General features: G+C 30.8%; 25 protein-coding genes. 8 read left to right on the top strand and 17 right to left on the bottom strand.

Translation table 11 applies throughout. From position 1 onward, the window contains the following. The gene (locus ITB9_RS14970; protein WP_054852871.1) at positions 1-798 is read left to right on the top strand and encodes a glycosyltransferase family 2 protein; all 798 of its coding nucleotides are present in this window, start codon (positions 1-3) and stop codon (positions 796-798) included. Here the strand turns inward: ITB9_RS14970 and ITB9_RS14965 are convergent. Beyond that, entirely contained in the window at positions 795-1541 is a 747-nt protein-coding gene (locus ITB9_RS14965; protein WP_054852870.1) for a glycosyltransferase family 2 protein, read from the bottom strand. The genes ITB9_RS14970 and ITB9_RS14965 overlap by 4 nt on opposite strands. An 80-nt stretch (positions 1542-1621) precedes the next feature. On the opposite strand from ITB9_RS14965, the gene ITB9_RS14960 reads away from it, so the two are divergent. Further along, positions 1622-2341, top strand: a complete 720-nt coding sequence (locus ITB9_RS14960; RefSeq protein ID WP_261975679.1) for a polysaccharide deacetylase family protein — start codon at positions 1622-1624, stop codon at positions 2339-2341. A gap of 21 nt (positions 2342-2362) precedes the next feature. Here the strand turns inward: ITB9_RS14960 and ITB9_RS14955 are convergent, their stop codons facing one another. Beyond that, positions 2363-3100 (bottom strand): glycosyltransferase family 2 protein, encoded by a 738-nt coding sequence (locus ITB9_RS14955; protein WP_054852869.1) that lies wholly within the window; start codon positions 3098-3100, stop codon positions 2363-2365. 44 nt (positions 3101-3144) lie between these two features. Between ITB9_RS14955 and ITB9_RS14950 the strand changes: the two genes are divergently transcribed. After that, positions 3145-3966: a glycosyltransferase family 2 protein gene (locus ITB9_RS14950; RefSeq protein ID WP_054852868.1), complete on the top strand. Its 822-nt coding sequence runs from the start codon at positions 3145-3147 to the stop codon at positions 3964-3966. Here ITB9_RS14950 and ITB9_RS14945 read toward each other — a convergent pair. After that, positions 3963-5042: a glycosyltransferase family 9 protein gene (locus ITB9_RS14945; RefSeq protein ID WP_054852867.1), complete on the bottom strand. Its 1080-nt coding sequence runs from the start codon at positions 5040-5042 to the stop codon at positions 3963-3965. The genes ITB9_RS14950 and ITB9_RS14945 overlap by 4 nt on opposite strands. A 295-nt stretch (positions 5043-5337) precedes the next feature. On the opposite strand from ITB9_RS14945, the gene ITB9_RS14940 reads away from it, so the two are divergent. Beyond that, positions 5338-5937, top strand: coding sequence for a lipopolysaccharide kinase InaA family protein (locus tag ITB9_RS14940; protein ID WP_261975678.1), 600 nt, complete (start codon positions 5338-5340; stop codon positions 5935-5937). A gap of 67 nt (positions 5938-6004) precedes the next feature. Here the strand turns inward: ITB9_RS14940 and ITB9_RS14935 are convergent, their stop codons facing one another. Further along, complete coding sequence (locus tag ITB9_RS14935) at positions 6005-6820, bottom strand: 2,3,4,5-tetrahydropyridine-2,6-dicarboxylate N-succinyltransferase (protein WP_028289470.1); 816 nt, start codon at positions 6818-6820, stop codon at positions 6005-6007. Positions 6821-6922: 102 nt separating this feature from the next. On the opposite strand from ITB9_RS14935, the gene ruvX reads away from it, so the two are divergent. From ruvX to mazG, 4 genes are all read left to right on the top strand, one after another. Next, entirely contained in the window at positions 6923-7333 is a 411-nt protein-coding gene (ruvX, locus tag ITB9_RS14930) for a Holliday junction resolvase RuvX (protein ID WP_028289471.1), read from the top strand. 7 nt (positions 7334-7340) lie between these two features. After that, positions 7341-7934 carry a peptide deformylase gene (gene def / locus ITB9_RS14925; RefSeq protein ID WP_028607020.1) on the top strand — a complete coding sequence of 198 codons (594 nt, stop codon included), beginning with the start codon at positions 7341-7343 and terminating at the stop codon, positions 7932-7934. Positions 7935-8039: 105 nt separating this feature from the next. Next, positions 8040-8465 carry a DUF5606 domain-containing protein gene (locus ITB9_RS14920; protein WP_028607021.1) on the top strand — a complete coding sequence of 142 codons (426 nt, stop codon included), beginning with the start codon at positions 8040-8042 and terminating at the stop codon, positions 8463-8465. Between the two features lie 105 nt (positions 8466-8570). After that, the gene (gene mazG, locus ITB9_RS14915) at positions 8571-9344 is read left to right on the top strand and encodes a nucleoside triphosphate pyrophosphohydrolase (RefSeq protein ID WP_054852865.1); all 774 of its coding nucleotides are present in this window, start codon (positions 8571-8573) and stop codon (positions 9342-9344) included. Between the two features lie 457 nt (positions 9345-9801). On the opposite strand, the gene ITB9_RS14910 is transcribed toward mazG, so the two are convergent. The 13 genes from ITB9_RS14910 to ITB9_RS14850 form a co-directional block, all read right to left on the bottom strand. After that, entirely contained in the window at positions 9802-11703 is a 1902-nt protein-coding gene (locus ITB9_RS14910) for a DUF349 domain-containing protein (protein ID WP_054852864.1), read from the bottom strand. Between the two features lie 100 nt (positions 11704-11803). Further along, positions 11804-12541 carry a shikimate dehydrogenase gene (locus tag ITB9_RS14905; RefSeq protein ID WP_028289476.1) on the bottom strand — a complete coding sequence of 246 codons (738 nt, stop codon included), beginning with the start codon at positions 12539-12541 and terminating at the stop codon, positions 11804-11806. Beyond that, complete coding sequence (locus ITB9_RS14900) at positions 12534-13553, bottom strand: DUF368 domain-containing protein (RefSeq protein WP_054852863.1); 1020 nt, start codon at positions 13551-13553, stop codon at positions 12534-12536. The genes ITB9_RS14905 and ITB9_RS14900 overlap by 8 nt, the downstream gene beginning before the upstream one ends. Next, positions 13554-14567: a DUF368 domain-containing protein gene (locus ITB9_RS14895; RefSeq protein ID WP_054852862.1), complete on the bottom strand. Its 1014-nt coding sequence runs from the start codon at positions 14565-14567 to the stop codon at positions 13554-13556. A gap of 52 nt (positions 14568-14619) precedes the next feature. Further along, positions 14620-16008, bottom strand: coding sequence for a tetratricopeptide repeat protein (locus ITB9_RS14890; protein ID WP_054852909.1), 1389 nt, complete (start codon positions 16006-16008; stop codon positions 14620-14622). 135 nt (positions 16009-16143) lie between these two features. Next, positions 16144-17337: an aspartate aminotransferase family protein gene (locus ITB9_RS14885; protein WP_054852861.1), complete on the bottom strand. Its 1194-nt coding sequence runs from the start codon at positions 17335-17337 to the stop codon at positions 16144-16146. A 9-nt stretch (positions 17338-17346) separates the two neighbouring features. Further along, positions 17347-19128 (bottom strand): OstA-like protein, encoded by a 1782-nt coding sequence (locus ITB9_RS14880; protein WP_371440205.1) that lies wholly within the window; start codon positions 19126-19128, stop codon positions 17347-17349. A 127-nt stretch (positions 19129-19255) separates the two neighbouring features. Continuing rightward, entirely contained in the window at positions 19256-20527 is a 1272-nt protein-coding gene (locus tag ITB9_RS14875) for an adenylosuccinate synthase (protein ID WP_054852860.1), read from the bottom strand. Positions 20528-20529: 2 nt separating this feature from the next. After that, the gene (locus ITB9_RS14870; protein WP_028289482.1) at positions 20530-20997 is read right to left on the bottom strand and encodes a Fur family transcriptional regulator; all 468 of its coding nucleotides are present in this window, start codon (positions 20995-20997) and stop codon (positions 20530-20532) included. A 95-nt stretch (positions 20998-21092) separates the two neighbouring features. Further along, positions 21093-23312, bottom strand: coding sequence for a bifunctional (p)ppGpp synthetase/guanosine-3',5'-bis(diphosphate) 3'-pyrophosphohydrolase (locus ITB9_RS14865; RefSeq protein ID WP_054852859.1), 2220 nt, complete (start codon positions 23310-23312; stop codon positions 21093-21095). 139 nt (positions 23313-23451) lie between these two features. Next, entirely contained in the window at positions 23452-24432 is a 981-nt protein-coding gene (locus ITB9_RS14860; protein WP_054852858.1) for a hypothetical protein, read from the bottom strand. Positions 24433-24450: 18 nt separating this feature from the next. After that, a complete protein-coding gene (locus tag ITB9_RS14855; protein WP_054852857.1) occupies positions 24451-25692 on the bottom strand; it encodes a DEAD/DEAH box helicase in 1242 nt (413 codons plus the stop codon). Positions 25693-25718: 26 nt separating this feature from the next. After that, positions 25719-26723 carry a transglutaminase domain-containing protein gene (locus ITB9_RS14850; protein ID WP_054852856.1) on the bottom strand — a complete coding sequence of 335 codons (1005 nt, stop codon included), beginning with the start codon at positions 26721-26723 and terminating at the stop codon, positions 25719-25721. Between the last annotated feature and the right edge of the window lie 7 nt (positions 26724-26730).

The raw sequence follows: 26730 nt of genomic DNA, 5'->3' as shown, positions 1-26730 counted from the left end.
ATGAAGCATTTAAAAACAACCTTATTAATAGCTACTTATAATTGGCCAGAAGCATTAGATTTAGTTTTACAAAGCGCATTAAACCAAAGTCAGTTACCTGATGAAGTTATTATTGCAGATGATGGGTCAACTAATGATACTAAAGTTTTAATTGATAGTTTTAAGACAAAATTTGAAATTCCTTTGATTCATATTTGGCAAAAAGACGAAGGATTTAAAAAAGCCCATATTTTAAACAAAGCAATAGCAAAAGCATCAGGAGATTATATAATCCAGGTAGATGGAGATTGTATTATGCATTCGCATTTTATTAAGGATCATTTACAATTTGTTCAAGAAAACACTTATTTATTTGGATCTAGAGTAAATATCCAAAAAGATTATTTAGAAACTTTGTTTAAGACTAAACAAATCACTTTTTCAGCTTTTTCTAAAGGAATAAAAAAACGTACTCGTGCTTTACATATTCCAATGCTAAGTAAATTATATAAACCAAATGCTGAGTTTTCAAGTAAATTTAGAGGTTGTAATGCCTCTTATTTTAAAAAAGATTTTATCGCTGTTAATGGTTATAATGAAGATATAACTGGTTGGGGAAGAGAGGACTCTGAGTTAGTGTTAAGGATGCACAATAATGGTTTGCAAGCTAGACGTTTACGTTATAGAGGTATTGTGTTTCATATTTATCACAACGAAAAATCTAGAGATAGATTTGAAATTAATGATACTATCGAACAAAAAACTATTAACCAAAATATTAAATGGGCTAAAAACGGAGTAGATAAGTATTTAACTTAATCTATTTTACGATACATAGTCCATAATTGGATATAGCGTTTAAACACCGAAAATGCATGTACATAACAAATAATAAAACCTTCTTTACCATCTAAAAATCCAAACCTTAAAAAGTATTGGTGCATAAATCTGTACCATGGTCTAAATAAAAAATGATACAAATTTGGACGTACATTCTTTTTAAATAAAGCTTCTGCTTGTAATTTACTGTACTGCGTTAATTTTTGATTATAATTATCAAAATCTTTATACGTTTGGTGCTTAACGTGGTGTCTTAATTTACCAATGGTAGCAGTAGTTTGTATAGCTTCATGTACTAATTTACCATTATACTTACAATAATTTTTGTTAAATAAACGCACTGCAATATCTGTTTGAAAGCCACTATATTTAATGCGTTTTCCCATAAAATGGTAATCACGCTTTACGCGGAAAGCTTTAGCTGTTGGATTAGACCTCACAGTAGCGACAAGCTCTGTAGCTAAGGCTTCAGGCACTTCTTCATCCAAATCAAAAAAAGTCACCCAATCATGTTTTGCTAAGCTAATTGCATAATTTTTTTGTGAGGAAAAATCATCAAAAACACGCTTGACAAACGTGACTTTTGGATGTTTGGCTAAAGCTTCGGTATGGTCAGTACTAAAGGAGTCTACGATAATAATTTCATCTGCAAAAGACATACTATTAATATAGTGTTCTATATTATGTGCTTCGTTATATGTTATTGCTAGAGCAGTTATCATGCAAGAGAAAATCAGATTTTTGCCAAATATAACCATTAGGCTTTATATATTTGTGTGCAGAGTATTCAAATTAAAACAACGTGCCAAAATTACCCATTTTAATGTATCATAGTGTAACCTCTAAATCTCATGAGAGTAAAGGGTTGACTATTGACGTCAAAATTTTAGAAACACAATTATTGTGTCTAAAAGCAAACGGTTATACGACGTTGCATTTTAAAGATTTACAACAATTTAATTCTGCTAAGGATTTTCCAGAAAAAGCAGTAATAATCACATTTGATGATGTATATGTTAATCAATTAGAATTAGCCTATCCATTATTTGTAAAGCATAATTTAAAGGCTTGTTTTTATATACCTTTTAAATATGTAAATGGTGTTAATACTTGGGATGAAGGCGAAGAGCCTATCATGTCTGTGGAACAATTACAGAGTTTAGATAATACTGTAATAGAGTTAGGTTTACATAGTTTTGCACATCAACGTTATGACCAATTATCAATTGAAGCGATCCAAGCAGATTTTGATTTATGTAAAGCGTTTATAGTAAAAAACAACTTAGATATTAATAATACCTTAGCCTATCCTTACGGGAAGTATCCTAAAACAGGAGAGGAGCAGCATGCTTTTTTTAAATGTTTAAAGGATAATAATATTGCTTACGGTTTACGTATTGGTAACAGAGTTAATAAATTTCCGTTTAAAAACCATTACGAAATTCAGCGTTTAGATATTAAAGGAGATGATAGTATAAAAGTTTTTCAGCGAAAGCTTAAAAAAGGAAAAAATTGGTTTTAGTAATTACTTTTATATTATATTTTACCTATTCCCTTTTTGAAGTAACATTAACTTGACATACCTAGAAAATACACCATAAGCATTAACGCTAGCAACGGTTAATCCAGGAATACCATCCATAAATCCACGTCGTAATATATAACTACTAAAAAAGCGATAAAAGGGTTTAAATGCTAAATGAAAATAAGTGGCTTTTTTACCTTTTTTTAGCATTTGCTCTGCCTGAAACCATGCATAGCTATCTTTTTTACTGATATAGTGTAGTAATCCTTTATAGGTAAAATGAAGCACAGGATTTTTTAATTGACCAATGGTACCATCAATAATCAATTTTTCGTGTACCAAACCTTCAAATTTGCAATTGTTACGTTTTACTAATCGTGTTACATTATCACTATGGTGGTATAAAAAACGATTCATATAATAATGCGGAAAGTTTAACTTGTAGCCAGCATGTTTGTTACTTTTAATGGCTTCAAATATTTCCTGTTGTAAGGCATAAGGTATACGCTCGTCAGCATCTACAAACAAAATCCATTCGCCTTTTGCAAATTGTAAGGCGTGATTTTTTTGGTTAGAAAAATTGTCAAATGCACGCAAATAGACTTCGCAACCCATTTGTTTTGCTATTTGTACAGTATTATCAGTACTATTGGAGTCCACGACAATAACTTGAGAAGCAAAGTCCACAGATTGGATCGCTTGCGCAATGTAAGCTTCCTCGTTATAAGTTGGTATAATTACTGTAATAGCATCCATATAAAAACCAAAATTACTAAAATAATTTTATCTTTGTAGCTATAATGAAAATAGATACTTCAATAATAATTAGCACCTATAATTCTCCGGAATGGTTAGCAAAAGTACTGTATGGTTATAATAACCAAACGTACCGTAATTTTGAAATCGTAATCGCAGATGATGGTTCTAAACAAGAGACCATAGATTTAATTAAATCCATACAGGAAGAAGTCTTTTATCCTATTATCCACGTGTGGCATGAGGATAATGGATTCCAGAAATCTGAGATTTTAAATAAATCCATTACACAATGCACATCAGATTATATTATAATGTCTGATGGTGATTGTATACCACGTCAAGACTTTGTAGAAGTCCATGTGAAAGAGCGTGAGATAGGTTACTTTTTATCTGGTGGTTACTTTATGTTACCAATGGATATCTCTAAAGCTATTACTAAAGAAGATATTTATAAAGCCAATTGTTTTAATTTAAAATGGCTTAAAAAGAATGGCTTAAAAGCATCTTTTAAAAATAATAAACTGATAGCTAAAGGGTTAAAATCTAAAATTTTAAATGCTTTAACACCTACTAATGCTAGTTGGAATGGACACAATGCTTCTGGTTGGAAAAAAGATATTGTTGCAGTTAATGGTTTGGATGATCGTATGCAGTATGGTGGTCAAGATCGTGAGCTTGGTGAGCGTTTAATGAATTTAGGTATTAAAAGTAAGCAAATTAGGTACTCAGCTATTTGTGTGCATTTAGACCATAAACGTGGTTATAAAAATGAAGCTTCAATAGCTAAAAACAGAGCGATTAGAGACGTCACTAAAAATGAAAAGAAAGCTTGGACAGATTATGGAATTGTAAAAAAAGCTTAATTTTTAAAAGCTTTTAAATGAAAATCTAAAAACGGAACCAATTTTGTTAAAATCATTTCTGGCGTTAACATACGGTATAATTCGTGTGGATTTTCTTCTATCTTGCGTCTTTGTTCAACACTAAACTCATCAAATAAGTTTGGTTTTTCTTCAAGTAAATGTATAGATGTATGTAGTTTACCATCTTCAAAACTAGCCCAATGTTCTTTTAAAACATAAGGAGAAAAAATTGTAAAAGTCGGTTTGTCTAATGCTTTTGCAATGTGTACAACACCACCTTCATTACCAACAAGTAGCTCGCACTTATTCATTAAAGTAATAAAACCTCTAATACTATCTTCGTAAAGGTCAATAATGATATTGTCTTTATTTTGACATTGGTTATATATATTTAAGGCATCGTCCTTTTGATCAGGAGCGTAATTAAATAACACATTAATGTCATAGTTAGAGGTAATATAATCTATAACAGATACTATGTACTGATATGGCATAGATTTTTGAGGTGTACTTCCTAAAACACCTAGCATTATAGCAGGTTTATTGTATTTGTCTAAAGCATCATATTGTTTTTCAGATTCAGTTAAAACAATATGTGGTTGATAATCTATTTTGTCTTCTGGTAATTTAAAAAAGCTGTTAAACATATTAACTCTATCTTGAATAGCTTTACCACTAATGTGTGTTTTTTCTTCAAGTAAAGGTACAGTGTGAGTGTAAAATTTAAACCAAGGATTTTTGCCTCTTTTTTGAAATCCAATACGCATGTCTGCACCAGAAAAATAACAAATCAATCGACTTTGAAGCTTAGTGTAAGGATCAAAAATCACATCATAATTGGTTTTTTTTATACGTTTAATCAAACGTTTCATGACCATAAACTGTTTTAATTCTTTTTCGTTTACAGCTATAATATTGTCAATTGCTGGATGGTTGTTAATCACACCAGTTGTATAGTCATATACCAAATAATCTATTTGACTATCTGGATAAATGGTTTTCATATTCTGAGCAATTACTGATGCTATCAATACATCACCAATACGTTTATTTTGTATGACAAGAATTTTTTTCATGTATGCTGACCTCTTTCAGTCTAAAGTTTTAACGCGTATTTTCTTTTTTTTTCCGCTTTTGCGCAAAATATAATTTTATAGGCTTTTATTAAAATTTACTTTAATATATCTTTGAATAATATTAAAATAACCAATTATCATACACTGTCACCCAAAATATCAACATTTAAAGCCTCAGTTATTACAACTCATTTCAGCGTTTGAAACCTCTGGAGAGGCAGTAACTATTGGTCAACGTAATGTTATTAAAGCATTTGAGATTGAAGGATTAAAACTAAATGTCAAATCTTTTAAAGTGCCTAATGCCTTTAATAGTTTTGTGTATAAATATATACGTCCTAGTAAAGCAAAACGATCTTTTGAGTATGCAAATAAGCTAATTAACTGCTCGATATCTACACCTTTTCCTATAGCTTATATAGAAAACAGTACTGTATCAGGATTGAAAACTAGTTATTATATTAGTAAACATATTGATTATGACTTTGAGTTTAGAGAGTTAATACACAATCCAAGTTTTCCTGAACGTGAAATAATTTTACAACAGTTTGCTGATTTTACGTTTAAACTACATCAAAACAATATTAACTTTTTGGATCATTCACCTGGAAATACATTAATTACAAAAGGCAATGGTGGTTATCAGTTTTATTTAATAGATTTAAATAGAATGCGTTTTGAAACCATGACTTTTGATAAGCGAATGCATAATTTTAGACGTTTATGGTTATCCAAAACAATGATTAAAGTTTTAGCTGAAACTTATGCCAAGCTTTACAATAAATCTTATCAAGACACACATGATTTAATGTTGAAGTATAGCCGAGCATTTCAACTAAAAATTAATAGTAAAAAACTGAGACGTAGCGGTAGAAAAATGCAGTTTAAAAAATAATATATAAACTAAAAAAGCCTCTAAAATATTTTTTAGAGGCTTTTTTTATTTAATAATGTTGTGCTATCTAAACAGCTACATCATATTCTCTTAAAGCATCATTTAAAGATGTTTTCTTGTTTGTACTTTCTTTACGTTTACCAATTATTAATGCACAAGGTACTTGAAATTCTCCTGCAGCAAAGGTTTTAGTATAACTTCCAGGAATAACTACAGATCTTGCAGGTACGCGACCTTTCATTTCTACAGGCTCATCACCAGTTACATCAATAATTTTTGTGCTCATTGTTAAAACAACATTTGCGCCTAAAACAGCTTCTTTTTCTACGTGTACACCTTCAACAACTATACAACGTGATCCAATAAAAGCACCATCTTCAATAATAACAGGAGATGCTTGTAAAGGTTCTAATACACCACCAATACCAACACCACCAGATAAGTGTACATTTTTACCAATTTGTGCGCAACTACCAACAGTAGCCCAAGTGTCAACCATCGTTCCTTCATCTACGTATGCACCAATGTTAACGTAACTTGGCATTAAAATAGTTCCTGCAGATATATAAGCACCATGACGTGCAACTGCGTTTGGTACCACTCTAATTCCTTTTTCTTTATAACCCGTTTTTAGTGGGATTTTGTCGTGATATTCAAAAATACCAGCTTCTAATGTTTCCATTTTTTGAATTGGGAAGTATAAAACAACTGCTTTTTTTACCCATTCGTTAACTTGCCATCCATCATTTGTAGGTTCTGCTACACGTAGTTTTCCTAAATCTAAAAGGTTAACAACTTCTCTTATAGCTTCAATGGTTTTTGTTTCGGTTAAAAGCTCTCGGTTATCCCAAGCGCTTTCTATCGTTTTTTGTAATTCTGTCATGTCAATTTTTGTTTGACACAAATATAATTCGTAAAAATTAAAATATGGCACAATATTTAAGGTGTTAAGAGTAGAAAACTATAAATTTGTACAAAATTTAACATGGCTCGCATTTTAGCAATAGATTACGGAAAAGTAAGAACAGGTTTAGCAGTTACTGATGAGCTGCAAATTATTGCATCTGGTTTAACAACAGTTAATACCAAAGAGTTGTTGTCTTATTTAAAAGAATATTTAGGTAAAGAACAAGTAGAGCTTTTTTTAGTAGGAGAACCAAAACAAATGAATAATACACCTTCAGAAAGTGAAGCGTTAATTATTCCGTTTTTAGTTAAACTAGAAAAAGCCTTTCCAAACGTACCAATAAAACGTGTGGATGAACGATTTACCTCTAAAATGGCAACACAAACACTAATAGATAGTGGGTTAAAGAAAAAACAAAGACAAAATAAAGCGCTTTTAGATGAGGTTAGTGCAACCATAATTTTACAAAGCTACCTTTACAATCAATAATAATAGTATGATATTACCAATAGTCGCTTATGGCGATCCCGTTTTAAAAAGAAAAGCAAAAGATATTCCTGAGGACTATCCTAAATTAAAAGAACTAATAGCCAACATGTACGAGACTATGTATGGCTCATTTGGAGTAGGATTAGCAGCGCCTCAAATAGGATTATCAATACGTTTGTTTATTGTTGATGCAACCCCTTTTGCAGACGATGAAGATAATCTTGATGCAGATCAAATAAAGTTTTTAAAAAACTTTAAACATACATTTATTAATCCAGTGATTTTAGAAGAAACTGGTGATGAGTGGGTTTTTAACGAAGGTTGTTTAAGTATTCCTGATGTAAGAGAAGATGTGTTTAGAAAACCTAATATTAAAATCGAATATTATGATGAAGATTTTAATAAACAAACGATGGAATTAGATGGTTTAGCTGCAAGAGTTTTTCAGCATGAGTATGATCACATCGAAGGGATTTTGTTTACAGACCATTTATCTGCCTTAAAAAAGCGATTAATTAAGGGTAAATTAACCAACATTTCAAAAGGAAAAATTAATGTAGATTATCGTATGAAGTTTCCTTTAATGAAAAAGAAACGTTAAACGTTTGGAAAACCCAAACTAACATAAGATATTTGCCATCCTATTTTTTAACTCTGTTTTAACCAGAGCAAACTTAAAAACGGATAATAACAATAAAAACAATATATGGCTTTAGATAAAGTATTAGCAATAGCAGGTAAACCAGGATTATATAAATTAGTAACTCAAACTAGAGGTGGTTTTATTGCCGAATCTTTAATTGACAACAGACGTATGTCTGTAGGAATACAACAAAACGTTAGTATTTTAAGCGAAATAGCAATTTATACTCTATCAGAAGAAGTACCATTAAAAGACGTTTTTAATAAAATTAAAGACAAAGAAAATGGAGCTGAAACTAGTATTAGCCACAAAGAGTCTAAGGACAAGTTAGAAGAATATTTCTTTGATGTATTACCTGATTATGATGAAGATCGTGTTTATGCAAGTGACATCAAAAAAGTAATACAATGGTATAATATGTTACATAAAAATGACATGTTAAACTTTGAAGAAGCTGATAAAGCAGCAGCAACAGACGAAGAAGAATAGTATTTAGATACTTATTAATATTAAAAATCCAGCATACGCTGGATTTTTTTGTTTAGTTTTTTAAGCTCAAACAATCAACGTATTTTTACAAAAACCTTTTTTAAAATGAATTCTAGAGCAGATCAACTTAAAGCATTTGACCGTTTACTAACTATTATGGACGAGTTAAGAACACAATGTCCATGGGATAAAAAACAAACCATGGAAACCTTACGTCATTTAACTATTGAAGAAACTTATGAGCTAGGTGATGCTATTTTAGATAACGATTTGGAAGAGGTTAAAAAAGAAATAGGAGACTTAATGCTTCATATGGTGTTTTATGCCAAAATAGGTAGCGAGAAAAACGCTTTTGATATTGCAGACGTATGTAATAGTATTTGCGAAAAACTTATCCATAGGCATCCACACATTTATGGAGATGTAAAAGTAGAAAATGAAGAAGATGTAAAGCGTAATTGGGAAAATTTAAAATTAAAAGAAGGTAAAACAAGTGTGCTTGAAGGTGTACCTAATAGTTTACCAGCTTTAGTTAAAGCAAGTCGTATACAGGAAAAAGTAGCAGGAGTAGGTTTTGATTGGGAAAAACCAAAACAAGTTTGGGAAAAAGTAGAGGAGGAGCTTAATGAATTTAAAGTAGAGGTAGATAAAGGTGATGCTGATGCTATGGAAGACGAGTTTGGAGACGTTTTATTTTCTATGGTAAATTATGCTAGATTCCTAAATATTAATCCAGAAAATGCTTTAGAACGCACTAACAAAAAATTTAAAAAACGTTTTCAATATTTAGAAAAAAAAGCAAAAGGGTTAAACAAAGATTTAAAAGATATGACTTTGGGTGAAATGGATGTTTTTTGGGAGGAAGCCAAAAAGCAGTAATTAGAAAATCTATTAGAGGATTTTCAAATACGCCTACTTTTTTGGGAAGAAGCCAAAAAACAGTAATTAGAAATTTTTTGGAATGAAGATAATTTCTTTTAAATTATTATCCCTTTCCAAAGCTTTGTAAACACAGTGTTTTTTGAATAAAAATAAAAAAAAACGTTTTTTTTTATTTTTCGTAATCCAAAACTATAATTGCGACGTATATATAACAAATGACACAAGCTTTTTCAAAGTAATAGTTGATTAATAGCATACATCACTTATGATGTCATTACATATATTATTTCTTGTAAGCGAAGAGAAATAATTGGTTAGTTTAGTTAGGATCCAATAACCTACTTCTTTTAGAAGTAGGTTTTGGTTTTTTAGGACTTTTTGTAACATAGATTTAAACCATAAAAAAAGCCTGCAAGATTTATCTAGCAGGCTTTTTATTATTAGTGATTACTATTTAATATAGACTTTTTATCTTTTTAAGTTTAGTAGTCCATAAAACTAAGCTGTCTTTATGCTTTTTAATGTTTTTATGTACATCTTTAACTAAAGGATTGTCAGATTTTACGTTAGAGAAAAACTGAAGGTTATTTTCTAATTGATTAATTTCACCTTTAATTTCATCTACTTTTTTCTGAATGTAAAAACGCTCGTTATCAAGAGCTTTAGTGTCGTCTCCAGAAGTCAATTGGTCTAACTTATTTTCAAACTTTATTAATTCAGCTTCAGTTTTATTTAAATCTAAAGATTTAAATAATCCATCTAAAGCATCATTAAAATCACTTTCAATTTGACGTTTATTACGTGGTACTCGACCAATTGTTTTCCAACTATTGATTTGTTCTTTAATAGTTGCTAAATCTGTTTTCTGTTCTCCAGTTAAAGCTAAATTTTTAACTTCAGCTAATAGTGTTTGTTTTTCAGTATAAGCAACTTCTTCTTCAGCACTTGCAGCATTGCGTTGTTCTTTTATACGATCAAAGTAATGGTTACAAGCACTTTTAAATTGCTTCCAGATTTTATCACTATCCTTTCTTGGTACATGTCCAATACGCTTCCAATCCCCTTGGATTTTTTTCATTAATTGGGTTGTCGCTTGAAAATCTTCACTGTCTTTATTTTTTTCAGCTATTTTAATTAATGCTAGCTTTTTTTCAAGGTTATCATATTGATCCTTTTTTAAGCTTTTATAAAAATCGTTTTTCTTTCTATTAAAACCTCTAACTGCTTCTTTAAAGCTAGCCCAAGTAGCTTCGTTAACTTTAATTGGTACTTTTCCTGCTTTAAAAAATTCTTCTCTTAAAGCTTCAATTTCTTTAATTTTATTTTGCCATCCACCATGATTAGTGATGTTTTCGTTAGCTTTTTCTTCAATTAAAGTAATTATAGCCTGTTTGTTAATTAAATTTTGCTCATATACCTTATCAAGATTTTTAAAATAGTCTTGACGTTTAGCATTTATTTTTTTGGTCGCTTCTTTAAAGCGATCCCAAATTGGTTCTCTATGTTCTCTGGCAACAGGACCTAATTCTTCCTTCCAAATTTTGTGTAAATTTTGAAGTTCTCTAAAGGCTCTGTTAGTATTTTCGTCATTAGCTAACGCTTCAGCTTGCTCAATAATTTTAGTTTTTAATTCTAAATTATGTGCAAAATCTTTATCACGTAAATCTCTGTCTAAATGAAGTAAATCATAAAAACGTTCAACATTAAAATGGTAGCTATTCCAAGCATTGTTATATTTGTCACGAGGTATTGGACCAGCAACCTTCCACTGTTCTTGTAGCTCTTTAAATTTTTTGTATTTAGTATTCATTGAGTCTTCTGCATCTTCTGTTAATGCTTTGATAGCCTCAATAATCTCTAATCTATTAGTCAGATTTTGTTTGTGGTTTTGCTCGATATTTTTGTAATGCGCATTCAAACGTTGTCTGAAGTCTTTGTAGCTATCTTTAAAGCTACGTTGTAATGGAGAGTTGTATCTAAAATCAATCTCGTTACCACCATTACTTAAAAACTCTTCCTTTTTTTCGTCTAACAGTTGACTGAATTGCTTGTCAAATTCTGTTTTGATAGCATCCACATGTTTTTTTATAGCTTGAACTTTTTCGTTTTTAACTAAACGTTCAATTTCTATAACCAATTGTTCAAGGTTAAGTGACTCGTAATCCTTGTCTTCAATGTTATGACGCTCGCTGTTTCCTTCATCTTCTGCATCCTCAGCATTAGAATCGTCAATTTCATTTAACACTTCATCGTTTTCTTCTGTTACAGAAGTCGTTTCTTGAGGTGTCTCAGGTTGTACGTTTTCAATATTTTCTTCCGTTCCATCTGCGTTTTGCAGGTTATCTAGCTCTGACATTTTATAAATGTTTTAATTTGTTTTTATGTATTTCAGCTTTTAAAGATAATAACTACTTCAAAAACTACCAATATTTTAAGGGTTTACTCTTGGTTTTAAATTATTTATTCCAGATTTTCCATGATTTTTCGGCTTGAAAAACCAACATATCATAACCATTAATGGTTGTTGCGCCTTTATTTTTACCGTTTTTAAGAAACACAGTTTCTGATGGATTATATATTAAATCAAACAAAATGTGTTTAGAAGAAATCCCGTTATACGGAATTTTAGGCGCTTCATTCACATCCGGAAATGTCCCAACAGGTGAACAATTAATAATTAGTTTATGTTTTTTGATATCTTCTTCGGTTAGCGTATCATACGTGAAAGCTGCTTTTTTTGAAGCTTTACGTGATACAAAACGATACTCTATATTTAATTGATTTAATACAAATGCAATAGCTTTACTGGCACCTCCAGTACCAAGTATTAATGCTTGCTTGTGACGTTTTTTTAAATGAGGTTTTATTGTTTTTTTAAATCCGTAAATATCTGTATTATAGCCTTTAAGTTGCCCTTTTTTTGTGAGTTTTACAGTGTTAACAGCACCTATTTTTTTTGCTTTTTTATCTAGTTTATCTAAAAAAGGTATTATAGTTTCTTTATAAGGAATAGTGACATTTAAACCTGATAAGTTATCTGTTTTTAGAATATTAGTCTTAAAGGCTTCAATGTCCTGAATGTCAAAATTTTGGTAAGTTGCATCAGTAATTGCTTCGTCTTTAAATTTTATTGTAAAATAATTTTGCGAGAAAGAGTAGGAGATATCCTTACCAATTAATCCGTATTTACGCATGTGATTGAGATGTTTTATTTCCATAAATTTCTAATGCTAATACTATTGCTATTCCCATTATGGTATAAAAAATAGCAAGGTAGGTTTGTGTATTAAGCTCTGGTAAATAGCGATGATAATTTTCTACTATTTTATGACCTTTAGAGTCTAAAATAAAAGTATTGTTTGTTGATATTTTATATATAGTTTGTTTGAAAGGCCAAACGACACCTAATGATCCTATTATAAACCCAATGATTGAAGCTAATGTTACACTTTTATAATGCTTTAAAATATAATTTAAAACATGAGAAAATGTAACTAGACCTACAACAGAGCCTAATGTAAATACAGACAAAACTTTTAGCATTCTGATGCGCTCTATATTAGCAGTAAAACTAAAATCTCCAACCAAAATATCTGAAACGGTATCATATAAAGCATTGACCGAGTCTACTAACAGTAAAACATAATTGCCTAATAGTATTAAAATAAATGAACCCGAAAAACCAGGCAATGTCATACCCGAAACACTAATTATACCACAGAAAAACACAAATAATAGATTATCGTTTTGTGTTGCAGGATCTAAAAAACTAATACTAACACCAATTGCTGTGCCTATGATTAGTGCAATGTAAGTTGTGGTTTTCCAGTCTTTAAAATCTTTACTTATATAATAAATAGATCCTATAATCATACCAAAAAAGACACTCCAAACATAAAGGTGGTAATGTGTTATTAAGTAGTCTAATAGTTTTGAAATACTAAAATAGCTAATAATCATCCCAAGAAAAAGCAAGCTTAAGAAACGACCATTTATATATTGGTAAAATAATTTAAACTCTCCTTTAAACAAAAGTTTTAAAGCAGTTCCGTTTACTTTTTGTAAGGATTGGATAAACTCTTCATAAAAACCAGCGACAAAAGCAACGACACCTCCAGATACACCAGGGACTTTATTAGCTGCTCCCATACCTATCCCTTTTAAAACAAGGAATAATTTATCTTTAAAGGTTGTTAAATTTTCCATTTATTTAGCTTTGTTCCCTACTTTTTCAAGAATAAAAATAGTTAAAAATCCAGCAATCATTAATCCTATTGCTAGAGTTGTTTGTGGTTGTGCCAAGTAATTGTTTATTTCGCTGTAATTTAATGGGTAAACACTTTGTTCTAAAACGGTTTTATAGGTTTCAAAATCGTTAGTTGTTTTTTGATAAAACGATAGTGTTCCAAAGTCCGTAACAGTATTAAAAGGGACGACTTTACCTGTCTCTTCAACCATTACTGAAACTGTTTTTTTCCAAGGCCAAACTTTGTTTAATGAGCCTAAAATAAAACCTGTTAATATAGCTAAAGTCGTGTTATGATAATTTTTAAATAACCATTTTAAAACGTGACTGAAACTTAAAAGTCCAATAACTGCACCTGTACCAAATAAAGCTATTTTTTTTATATCAAAATCATGAAAGGCATCACTTAAAGTTTTATAAGCACCTAGTATTACTAATATAAAACTACCTGAAATACCTGGTAGAATCATTGCGCAAATGGCAATTGCACCAGCAATTAATAAAAAGTATGAGCTACTATTACTAGCTAAGGATGGTAAGCTAGTCAAATAAAAAGCAGTTACAGCACCAATTATTACAGCTACTATTGTTACAACTGACCATTTGGTTATTTGTTTTCCTATAAATAAGATACTGGCAATAATTAATCCAAAAAAGAATGACCAAATTAAGACTGGATGGTGTTCTAGTAAATATTTAGCCAAACGCATGAATGATACAAAGCTAATTACTATTCCCGTTAATAAAGCCAGTAGGAAATTGCCATTTAGTTGTTTCCAAAATGCAGAAACCCCTTCAGACTTGAGGGTTTTAAATAATGAGAGATTTACACCACTAATTGTAGCAATTAACTCTTCATATATACCTGAAATAAAAGCAATTGTTCCTCCAGAAACACCAGGAACTGCATCAGCAGCTCCCATTGCCATACCTTTTAAACTTATTAAAAGATAATCTTTTAACCGTCTTTGCATAATTTGATTTTTGTTACTAACCAAAGGTATGTAAAAATCGTTTTAATTTGGATTATTGTAGTTTATTTAATGCTTTTTTAAAGGTTAAAGACTTATAAATTGTAGGGAATAGCTCTTCTATAATTATTGCGTTTTCAGGGTTTATTGTCCATGCATTTTTAAGATGATAACTTCCTTTTTCTGTTTCTAGAATACTATAATATATACCAGCTAATCTAAATTCTATTTCAGATTCTTCAGGATAAAACTCGGCTGCCTGTATCAAGTTTAGACTTGCAGCTTCATTTTCACCTAATTGTAATAGAATATCGGTTCTTTGTAACCAAGAATTTAACTCGTAGTTACCTAACTCTAAAGCACGTTTGTAGCCTCTTTCAGCTTCTTCAAGATAATTTAATCTATGGTTTATTTGAGCAAAAAGCTTCCAGTACACAACGTTTTCACTATCTATATTAATAGCTTTATTAATATAATATAAAGCTTTTTGATAGTTTTTTTGTTTGTTGTAAAACTTGGTAATAGCAATCCATCCTTTGTCTAATAATGGATCTTCTTTAACTGTTTTATAGTAGTATTGTTTTGCTAAATCATCTTGTCCTAGTTTTTCATGACAACATCCTAAGCGTAATAAAGCAAAAGATGTTGGGTCGTCTAATTCTAGAGTTAAAGCATAATTTTCAATAGCTTCATTATAACGTTTTAATTTTTCTAGTACTTTCCCTTTTTCAAGGTACGCACCAACAAAACGGTCATCCGATATTATTGCAAAATCAAAAGCGTTTAATGATTTTGTATATTCTTTAATTGCATAGTATTGCTTTCCTAATTGATGCCAACCAACCTCTGAATATGGGTTATTATCTAAATATTCGTTTAAAAACTTTATGGCTTCATTGTTTTCATTTAAAAAATCAAAACAATACATTACATTGTGTAAAGAAGAATAATCTTCAGAGTCTTCTGATAAACAACGCATAAAACTATGTTTAGCTTCTTGAAATTTATCTAGAAATAAATATTCCATTCCGATTAAAGAATGAAGTTCTGAGGTTTCTTCAGCTAAATCTAAAGCTGTTTTTAAAACCTTAATAGCAGCTTCATGCTTATCTTCTTTGGATAATATATTTGCTTTTTGAATGTATATTTCTTCATTTGAAGGTTCTAAAATATACAAAGCATCTAAAAGCTGATTTGCTTCTTTTAGCTTATTTTCGAAAACATAAATTTCAACTTGAAATAATTTTAGGTTTGTAGATGTTGGGTGTTGATCTAAACCTAATTTTATAGCTTTTTTTGCTAAGGATACTTTACCTTGATTAAGGTAATGGTGTATTATATTTTCAAATTCGCTTGAATCAAAAAACAACACATTGTTTGTTTTTAACATCGATTCAAATTTTTTAAGCGAAACTTTATGTGGTTCTTCTTGACTAAACTCCATAGGCATTGTTTAGGTATTTCTAGTGTAATAAATGTACTGTTCTATTACTTTGTATACGCTAAAAAACTTTTTTGTTTTTAACAAAGTAATCAACAATTGTAGGTTTAAATGTGTTTTTGGGTGATTTGTAGTGACTTAACTTTTATTTTGGTCACTTATTTTATTTAAGAGGTCAATTATGATGCCACAACCTTTAATTAGCTCTTCATTACTTATAGTTAATGGAGGAGTTATCCTTAATGCTTTAGGCTCAAAAAGTAACCAAAAGAGTATTAAACCTTGGTTTTGAGCTTCTAAGATGACTTGATTGGTGATGTCTTCAGATGTTGTTAGTGCAGCTAACATGAGACCACGACCTCTAATTTTAGTGATTAAAGGGTGTTTGAGATGTTTTTTTATTAATTTTTCTTTGTTTAGTACTTCTGACATTAAGTCACTATTTACAACTTGTTTTAATGTTGCTAAAGCAGAAGCAGCTATTAATGGATTACCACCAAATGTAGTAATGTGACCTAATTTTGGACTGTTTTGTAATGTGTCCATGTGTGTCTTAGAGGCAGTAAATGCTCCAATTGGAAGACCTCCACCAAGACCTTTACCTGTGACAACAATGTCAGGTATTACATTGTAATTTTGAAAACCAAAGAGCTTACCTGTACGTCCTATACCTGGTTGTATTTCATCTAGTATTAAAAGCGCTCCAACCTCATGGCATCTAGTTTTGAGTTTGGCTAAATAATCATTTGTAGGTTCTATAAATCCAGCTCCTCCTTGAATAGTTTCAACAATTACAGCAGCTGTTTTTTGTGTAATGTGTTTAAAGTGAGGTTCGTAATTAAAGGTGATATGACTAATGTCTGGTAATAAAGGTCTAAAAGGCGCTTTACGCTCTTCAAAATCCATTAGACTTAAGGATCCCATTGTGTTACCATGATAGGCATTGTGTGCAGCAATAATCTGACTACGACCTGTGACACGACGTGCTAATTTAATAGCGCCTTCAATAGCCTCAGTCCCAGAATTAACTAAATATGTGGCTTCCAAAGGATCTGGTAAATGTTTAGCCATGAATTGGCAAAGTTGTACAGCAGGTTGTTGTGCGTACTCGCCATAAACCATAACATGTAAATATTTATCGGCTTGGTTTTTTATGGCTTCAATTACTTTTGGATGACTATGACCTAACGTACAAGCAGAGACACCAGCAACAAAATCTAGATAAGCTTTTTTGTTAGTATCGTAAATATAGCTTCCTTTAGCATGAGAAATTTCTAGCGCCAAAGGATAAGGTGATGTTTGAGCTTGGTATTTTAAAAATTCTGATTTCAAATGGTGTTATTATTCTTTTTTAGGCGCTATTAAAGGCTTTAAAAATTTCTTGGGTATTGTTCTAGAGGCTTTTGGAGCCTGATCTTTTTTGTTTAATTTTTTATTTTCCGCTTCTTGATCTGCTTTATTTACACGATCAAGTAATGCGTCTCCAAAAAACTCTTCATCAGCTTTATAAGGTTCTAAACCTTTTATGGTTGGTAAATTAAGAAGTGGATCGTCTTTAAACAAATCTTCAACTGATTTTGGTCTTTCGTCATCACGCCAATCAAAGCCTCTTAGTTTTCTTGCGTTTTTGGGTAAATCTTCTTCTGTATATAATTTACCTTCAAATTGTGTGATTTTTCTTAATTCTATAACTTCTTTAGCTTCAAATAAAATAAGAATATCAGCAGATTTAGATTTTTCAATACCAATTAATTCCTTATCATCATTTCGACTATAGTTGATGGATTCTGCATTTTTTAAAATATCGACTTGTTTGATATCATTATTATCGTCAAAAAGTCCAATTAATACTTTTCCTGAAATTTGGTTGTAGGCATCTTCACTAATCGTGTCTTTACTAATTAAAAAGGCATTATTAAATACAATTAGCGAATCTAATTTCTCGGTTTTAGGATTAGATTTTAAATGAATGGTATCACCAGTCATTTGATTGTCAAGATTCCAAAGAATAGGTCTTCTGGCAACTGAAAAGGCATCACCTTTACTTAATCGTTTTAAATTAATTAATTGTGTTAATCCTGTCTTGTGATCTGCATGTATTGAATCTGCTTTAGCACTAATATCTGATTTGTAAACTTTACCATTGTAGTAGCCTCTAGTAATACGATGTTCTGGTTTTCCTGTAACCATAAGTGTATCTGCGTGCATATAAATGCTATCCGTTTCTTGAGTTGTAATGGCTAAAGCACGTTTAGTAATATACACAGAGTCTTTTGCACGATAGACTTCTGCATAATGTCCCTTGATAATACTACTGTTTATTGTGTCTGTAACTACAATGTTATTTGTTGCAGATGCGAAGTTTTTATTTCTGTCAAAGTATAAGCTATCACCTTCAATAACTCGATTATCATAATCTATTCTTGATTTTCTTACAAAATATCCAGTGTCATTAGTGGTATTATAAAAGCCACGTTCGCTATATATTTTACTGCTATCTCCAACAATTGTTGACGGTCCATACATGTATGCATGACCATTATCAGAGAAGTAGTCTAACGTTTTTGTGTTTAATTCATATTCAGGATTTACTAATCTTACGCTATCTACAAAACGATATTTTTTTTGGTTCATATAGTAACGACCAATACGACTTGTGATTGTTCCTGAAGAGTCTCTGACTACTTTTCCTCCAGTTCTGTAGTATGATTCTTGATTTGCTCTATTAAAATATAAAGTATCTGTAGTTATTGTAGATTGAGGATCCGTTAAAACGACGTCTCCACTAGCAAAAGCTAATTGTGTTTTACCCGAATATTCAACATATTTAGAGGTCAAATTAATAGTGTCACCTTGCTTCATGTTTACATTCCCATAAGCTTCGACAAAATCTTCTTTACCATAAAAGATAGCTTTATCGCAAAACATATCAATACCATCATGGTAGATGTGTACTTGTCCTTGGTCACTTCGTGTTAATATGCTAGCTCCAGGATGGTTAACTTCGTCAATATCACCAAAAGCTCCTGAGTCTTTAATTAATATGTGTTTTTCTTGCGCTATTCCTAACTGTGAGAATAACATAGCAATTAAAATAATGGTTGAGTATGTATTAAATTTCAAGATATACGTGTTTATCACAAAAATAACGATTTAATAGACTTACTATTATGTATTAATATTTATTTAAGATGAAAAAACCTGCTATTATATTGAATAGCAGGTTTGTATTTTGATATTAGTTATGTAATTATCTAAAAATAGTTTGTTTTCTGTCAGGTCCAACAGATACTATTGTAATAGGAATTTCTAATTCTTTTTCTAAGAAGTTAATGTAGTCATTAAGTTCTGATGGTAATGTTGAAGCTTCAGACATTTCTGTTAAATCTTCAGACCAACCTTTAAAATCAGAATAAATAGGTTCTACATTTTCAGGTTCGATATTATATGGTAAATGAGTGATTGTTTCTCCTTTATACTTGTAACCAGTAGCAACTTTTAATGTTTTAAAACCAGATAAAACATCTGCTTTCATCATCATTAATTGAGTCACACCATTAACTTGACAAGCATATTTAAGGGCTACTAAATCTAACCAACCACAACGTCTTGGACGTCCTGTTGTTGCTCCAAACTCATGACCAACTTTAGCCATAGTTTCTCCATCAACATCAAATAATTCTGTTGGAAAAGGTCCAGATCCTACACGTGTTGTATATGCTTTAAAAATACCAAAAACTTCACCGATTTTGTTTGGTGCAACTCCTAAACCAGTACAAGCTCCTGCTGCTGTTGTGTTACTAGACGTTACAAATGGATAGGTTCCAAAATCAATATCTAATAAAGATCCCTGTGCACCTTCTGCTAAGATTGATTGTCCAGATTTTTGAGCTTGGTAAATGTATTCTTCAGAGTCAATAAACTTTAAAGATTTTAAAACTTTGACAGCTTCAAAAAATTCAGTTTCTAATTCTTTTAAATTGTACTGTATATCTACATTATAAAAGTCAATCATAGACTCATGCTTATCTGCTAATGAACGATATTTATCTTTCCATGTGTCTAACTCTAAATCTCCTACACGTAAACCGTTACGACCAGTTTTGTCCATGTAAGTTGGTCCAATACCTTTTAAAGTAGATCCAATTTTTGCTTTACCTTTAGCAGTCTCACTTGCAGCATCTAATAAACGATGCGTTGGCAAAATAATATGAGCTTTGCGCGAAATAAGAAGTGATTTTCTATAATCTACATCTTGCTCTTCAAGTTTATCTAATTCTTTTTTAAAAATTACAGGATCAATAACCACTCCGTTACCAACAAGATTTGTTGCTTCGTCATGAAAAATTCCTGAAGGAATAGTATGTAGCACATGTTTTTTACCGTTAAAAACCAATGTGTGTCCTGCATTTGGACCACCCTGAAAACGTGCTATAATATTGTATTTAGAGGTTAATACATCGACAATTTTTCCTTTGCCTTCATCTCCCCATTGTAAACCAAGTAGTAAATCTACTGCCATTTTTAGTTAGTTGTGTTGTTATTATTTTTTTTTCGGTTACCGTAAAAGTATAATGAATGCTTCGATATTTCGATATCAAAAACTTCTTCGATTGTTTTTTTTATTGCCTGAATTCTTGGGTCACAAAACTCAATAACTTCTCCTGTATCTTGCAATATGACATGGTCATGTTGCTTGTCAAAATAAGATTTTTCGTAATGTGCTTGATTTTTGCCAAATTGATGTTTTCTTACCAATCCGCAATCTAATAGTAATTCAATGGTATTGTATAACGTAGCACGACTAACACGATACTTTTTTTTCTTCATATTATCATATAAAGATTCTATATCAAAATGCTCTGAATTTGAATAGATTTCTTGAAGTATAGCGTAGCGTTCTGGTGTTTTTCTATGACCATTGTCTTCTAAAAAAGAGGTGAAGACGTTTTTTACTATCTCTTGATTTTTTATATCTGTTTTTCCACTCATAAATACCACGCAAATTTACATCTTTTTTTGAGGTTAAACTCATAAAAATGGTAATTTGACTAACGTGTTATTAGACACTTATTAACAACTTAGCTTTAAATCCTGCTAACTTTATCAATTCCGTTAATTTTTTTAAGATTATCTATTAACTTTTTAAGCATGGTTTTATTGCGAACAATAACGTTAATTTTACCTTTAAATACACCATCATCACTTTGAAAACTTAAGCTATTCATGTTAACATGCATGTTTGAAGAGATAACTTTAGTGATGTCATTAACCAGTCCTAAATTGTCAATTCCAGATAATCTAATTTGTGCAGCAAATTCTTGTTGAGATGAGTCTATCCATTTGGCTTGCATAATACGATATGCGTAATTGGATTGCAAACTTAAAGCATTTGGACAGTTTTTTTTATGAACTTTAATTCCGTCATTGATAGTTATAAATCCAAAAACAGAATCTCCAGGTATTGGATTACAACAATTTGCTAATTTATAATCTAATCTTTCTTCTTCTTTACCAAAGACTAATAAATCATACTTGTTAGTGATTTCGTCTTTATTAATATCATCAGGATTGGTACCCGGTTTTCGGTTCATTTTACTTTTTAGGAAACTTACTAATGCATTACTTCTTGAAGCTGCATATTCTTTTAACATGGTATTATCAATGTTTCCTGTACCGACACGATAGAATAAATCTAAGCTTGTTTTTAAATTAAAATGGCTGACCATTTCATTTACTGCTTTTTCGTTTAAAGTAATTTTTAGTTGCTTTAATTTTCGTCTTAAAATTTCTTTACCATCTGCAGCAATTGCTTTAGTTTCTTCTTTTAACAACGATTTTATTTTACCTCTTGCTCTTGCTGTGGTTGCATAATCTAACCAGTTTGGATTTGGTTTTGCACTCTCTGAAGTTATGATTTCAACCTGATCTCCGCTTTTTAAAGTATGACTTAACGGAACCAATTTTCCGTTTACTTTTGCTCCTCTAGTTTTACGTCCAACTTCTGTATGTATATTAAAAGCAAAGTCTAAAGGAGTAGCTCCTTTTGGTAAAGATTTTAACTCTCCTTTAGGTGTGAAAACAAAAATTTCTTTTGAATATAAATTCAGTTTAAACTGCTCTACAAAATCTACTGCATTTGTGGATGCATTTTCTAAAGCTTCTTGTAGACGATTAATCCAAATGTCTAAATTATCTTCTTTATCATCTGCATTTTTATATTTATAGTGTGCAGCGTAGCCTTTTTCGGCAATTTCATTCATGCGCTCACTACGCACTTGTACTTCTACCCATCGTCCTTTTGGACCCATTACAGTAATGTGTAAGGCTTCATAACCTGTAGATTTAGGTGATGATATCCAGTCGCGTAATCTGGTTGGATTTGGTCTGAAGTGATCGGTTACTATAGAGTATATTTTCCAGGCTAGAAACTTTTCGTTGTTTCGGTCACTTTTGTAAATAATTCTTACAGCAAACTTGTCGTAAACTTCATCAAAAGTCACACCTTGTTTGGCCATTTTTCGTTTTATCGAAAAAATAGATTTTGGTCTTCCTTTGATACTGTAATTTAAACCTTCTTTATCTAAAGAGGTTTTGATAACTTCATTAAATTCGTTTATATACGCATCTTGCTGCTCTTTACTTTCTTTTATTTTATTAAGAATGTCGTTGTAAGTGTCAGGTTCTGTATATTTTAGACCAAGGTCTTCAAGTTCGGTTTTAATATTGTATAACCCAATTCTGTGTGCTAAAGGTGCATAAATGTATAAGGTTTCTGAAGCAATTTTTTCCTGTTTATCAGGACGCATGCTGTCCATAGTTTGCATATTATGCAAACGGTCTGCTATTTTTATAATAATAACTCTAACGTCATCATTTAAAGTTAATAGCATTTTTCTGAAGTTTTCAGCTTGTAAAGACACATCCATGTCTTTTTCTTTGCTTAAAGATGAAATTTTTGTTAATCCGTCTACAATTTTGGCAACGGTTGTACCAAACAAATTTTCAATATCTTTAATTGAATAGTCCTCATTATCTTCTACCACATCATGAAGCAATGCAGCTGCAATTGAAGTTGCATCTAATCCGATTTGTTCTGCTACAATTTTAGCCACAGCAATAGGGTGAAAAATATAGGCTTCTCCACTTTTTCTGCGTTGATGGCTATGTGCTTCAACAGCAACATCAAACGCTTTTCTAATTAGTTTTTTGTCATCGTCAGACAAGGTGCGATAACTTACTTTTAGTAAATGTTTATATGCTTTTGCTATTTCAGCATTTTCTTTTTCAATATCAATTTCTATCATATAAGGCTCTCCTTCATTTATATTAGATTGCGTACTAAAAATACTATAAAATTATGAATGAACAACACTCAAAATGCTAATTTTGATTAAAACTGAATAAGGTGCTTTTTTTGTCGGATAAAGAGGTGAATAAAAACTATTATTCTTTATAAACAGCCATTTTTAAACCCATTCCGTAGTTATTTAAACCAGCGTTTAAAAGGTTTGAATTATTGATGTTTTGTTTATCAAATAAAACCCATTGTCCATTGTTATGAAACACACGTTTTACAAAGGTGTTTTTTTGATTAATTTGATCTGTAAAAGGTAATAAAGGTCTAAATGTTATGGATACTTTTACAATGCCACGTCTAGTTTTGATTTCTTTGTATTTTTTATTGGGTAATAATTTTCCGTTTTTATCTGTAAAACCTAATACTTGAACAGAAACATAAATTCCCTCTTTAGGTATAAAAATATCAAAACCAGAAACGTCAAATTCAAATACAGGTTTAGTATTTTCGGTTGCTATAAAAACAGCTTTTTCATAAGTTAAAACATCACCAGGTAAACCATTGTTGTTGTCGTAAAACTGAACTCTAAATAATGTTGAAAACGGTCGTTTTGCTTGTTTGCTTTTGCTTCTTTTTTTCCAATCTTTAGCTTCTGTTTTAATAGGAATTAAAACTTTAGTTAAGTGCTTAGGTTTTGCATCTGTATTAGGAAAAAAGACAGCAATTTCACTTTCTATAGTAGGTAGCCAACATTTATAATAATCATTATGATCTGTTGGTTTTAAAGTCACCTCTTTAAATTTTCCTGTAGGTTTTGCTGTAACAATTACTTCGTCTAAAACGTTAGATTGAGGCGTTAAATATAACGTGTCTTTTAATGTTGAAGCTGCTAATTTGGTGTCTTTATATCCTAAAGCAGAAATGTAAAGCGAATCAATATCTGAGTATAATTTTTTAGTAAAATAGAATGAACCATCCTCTGCAGCAAACAATCCGTTACCATTACCAAAAGATATGGTTGCAAACGAGACGCCTTTTTTAGAAACACTGTCTAAAATAGTGGTTTGACTATAGCTGTTTGTATAGTAAACTACGAAAAGTAATGTGATTAGGTGTTTTAATTTCATACTACTAATATAGCAAAATTAATACCAACGCTTTTTCTTCTTTTTAGAGGCTTCACTTTTACGACCTTTTTTATGTTTACTTCCTGTTTTTTTAGATTTATGTACAATTGGTTTTGCTTTTGGATCTAATGGATAAGGATGATCATCCATAACATCTAATTGTAAATGTATTAGTTTTTGAATGTCTAAAACGTAGCTTTTCTCGTCAGCACTACAAAGCGAATAAGCCATACCAGATTGCCCAGCACGAGCAGTACGACCAATTCTGTGTACATAAGTCTCTGGTACATTTGGTAGATCAAAGTTTACAACAGCATCTAAATTATCGATGTCAATTCCACGAGCTGCTACATCTGTAGCGACTAAAATATTGACTTCTTTTTTCTTAAATTTATTTAAAGCTTCTTGTCTAGCAGTTTGGCTTTTATCACCATGAATACTATTTGCTTTATAACCGTTTTTTAATAATGTTTTTTCAAGTTTGTCTACACCATATTTTGTGCGTCTAAAAATAATAATATGACCCTTTATGGTATTACGAAGTAGGTGTAAACATAATTCGATTTTATCCTTTTTAGGAACAAAATATAATAACTGATTTACATTTTTTGAAGTCGAACTATTCTGTGCAACCTCAATACGTTTAGGTTGGTTTAAAATGGAGCTTGCTAATTGCTCTACTTTATAAGGTATTGTTGCCGAAAATAATAAGGTTTGTTTAGTGCTTGGACATAAACGTTCTATTTTTTTGACATCATCTATAAAACCCATGTCTAACATTAAGTCAGCTTCATCAAGAACAAGGGTTTCTATATAATCTAGATTAATTTGATCTTGTTTATGTAAATCTAATAAACGACCAGGAGTTGCTATTAATATATCAACACCATTTTTAAGTTTTTCAATCTGAGGCTCGATGGATGCTCCACCAAAAATAACAGTGCTAGTTAAATTGGTATGAGTTGCATAGCTGGTAAAATTTTCGGCAATTTGTATCGCTAATTCTCTAGTAGGACTAACTACTAAAGCTTTTATTTTTTTTCCTTTTTTAGGACCTTCTTGTCTGTCAAATAACAATTGTAAAATAGGTAATGCAAATGCAGCAGTTTTACCTGTACCTGTTTGAGCAGATACAATTACGTCTTTTTTATCAAGTACTAAAGGGATTGCTTTTTCTTGTACTAGTGTTGGGTTATCGTAACCTTTTTCGGCAATTGCGCGTAATATTGGCCTATTTAATTGTAAGTCTTTAAATGACATAAGTTATAATTTGCTACAAAGGTAGTTTATTCAGTCATAACTTGTATTGTGTATGTTGCTACAATATCATTATTGATTTTTAAATGTACGTCATGCCAACCTTCGGTTTTAAAAAGATGCTTAAAAGCTATGGATTGTCCTTGGATATTTAAATCAAATATTTTTAGTGATTTTAAGTTTCCGCCTGAAAAATAGACTAGACTAATCTGTTCTTTTTTGATAGGTTTAAAGGTTTCAAAACTAAATGTCATAGCATTGTTTATTTTTACATTGGTGTATAAGTTGGAAGGATTTGTTGTTAATATTTGGTGTTTAAATGTGGATCCATATACTATTGGAGATGCAACAAAAGCGTTGTTGTTTGAGTTGGTGTCCAATAACCATTGTGTGTTTAACGGATAATGATTTTGTCTAAATAATTTAGGGTCTGTTAAAAAATAACCTAAATTATAATCGTTTATGAATATGTCGTTTAGAAAATAGCCACTGGACCAAGTTGCATCACATAAATACCATTTTTTGTTAAGTTTTACAGCATTCCATGCGTGATTTGCTATCTGTAAAGTGTCTGTATTTGTATTGGCTGATCTGCCATAACCATTAATTATTTTACTTTCTATATTGGCCAAAAAACACAATTGATTTATCAAATAGGCATAGCCAGAACACATGGTTTTTTTACGTTTAAATAGTGTTTTAAAAGCAATAGTTTTATACTGATCATTCCACGCTTTGAAAGTTAAACTATCATTTTTGTATTTTTTACGGTATTTGCTAACCTTTTGATCTTGATTTAAATCCCCTTTTATATTGTTACAAACCCATGAGTAAATTGCTCTAAATTTTTCGGCATCAGTATTTAGTTTATGGGTTAAATTATACGCTAAGACAGGTAAGTTGTCCAGTTTTGCGCCTTTATTTAATTGGGCAATATTATCTGCTCTTGTAAAATTTATTGTTTTAAAATCAGAAATTTGAGCATATAATATTTGTACGCAAACAAAGCAACCTATTAATAGGAGGTTTTTCATAAGTATA

Source organism: Olleya sp. ITB9, assembly GCF_001315805.1.
Taxonomy (GTDB): Bacteria; Bacteroidota; Bacteroidia; order Flavobacteriales; family Flavobacteriaceae; genus Olleya; species Olleya sediminilitoris.
The sequence above is the reverse complement of the archived record's forward strand: the minus strand, read 5'-3'. Positions and strand labels throughout refer to the sequence as shown.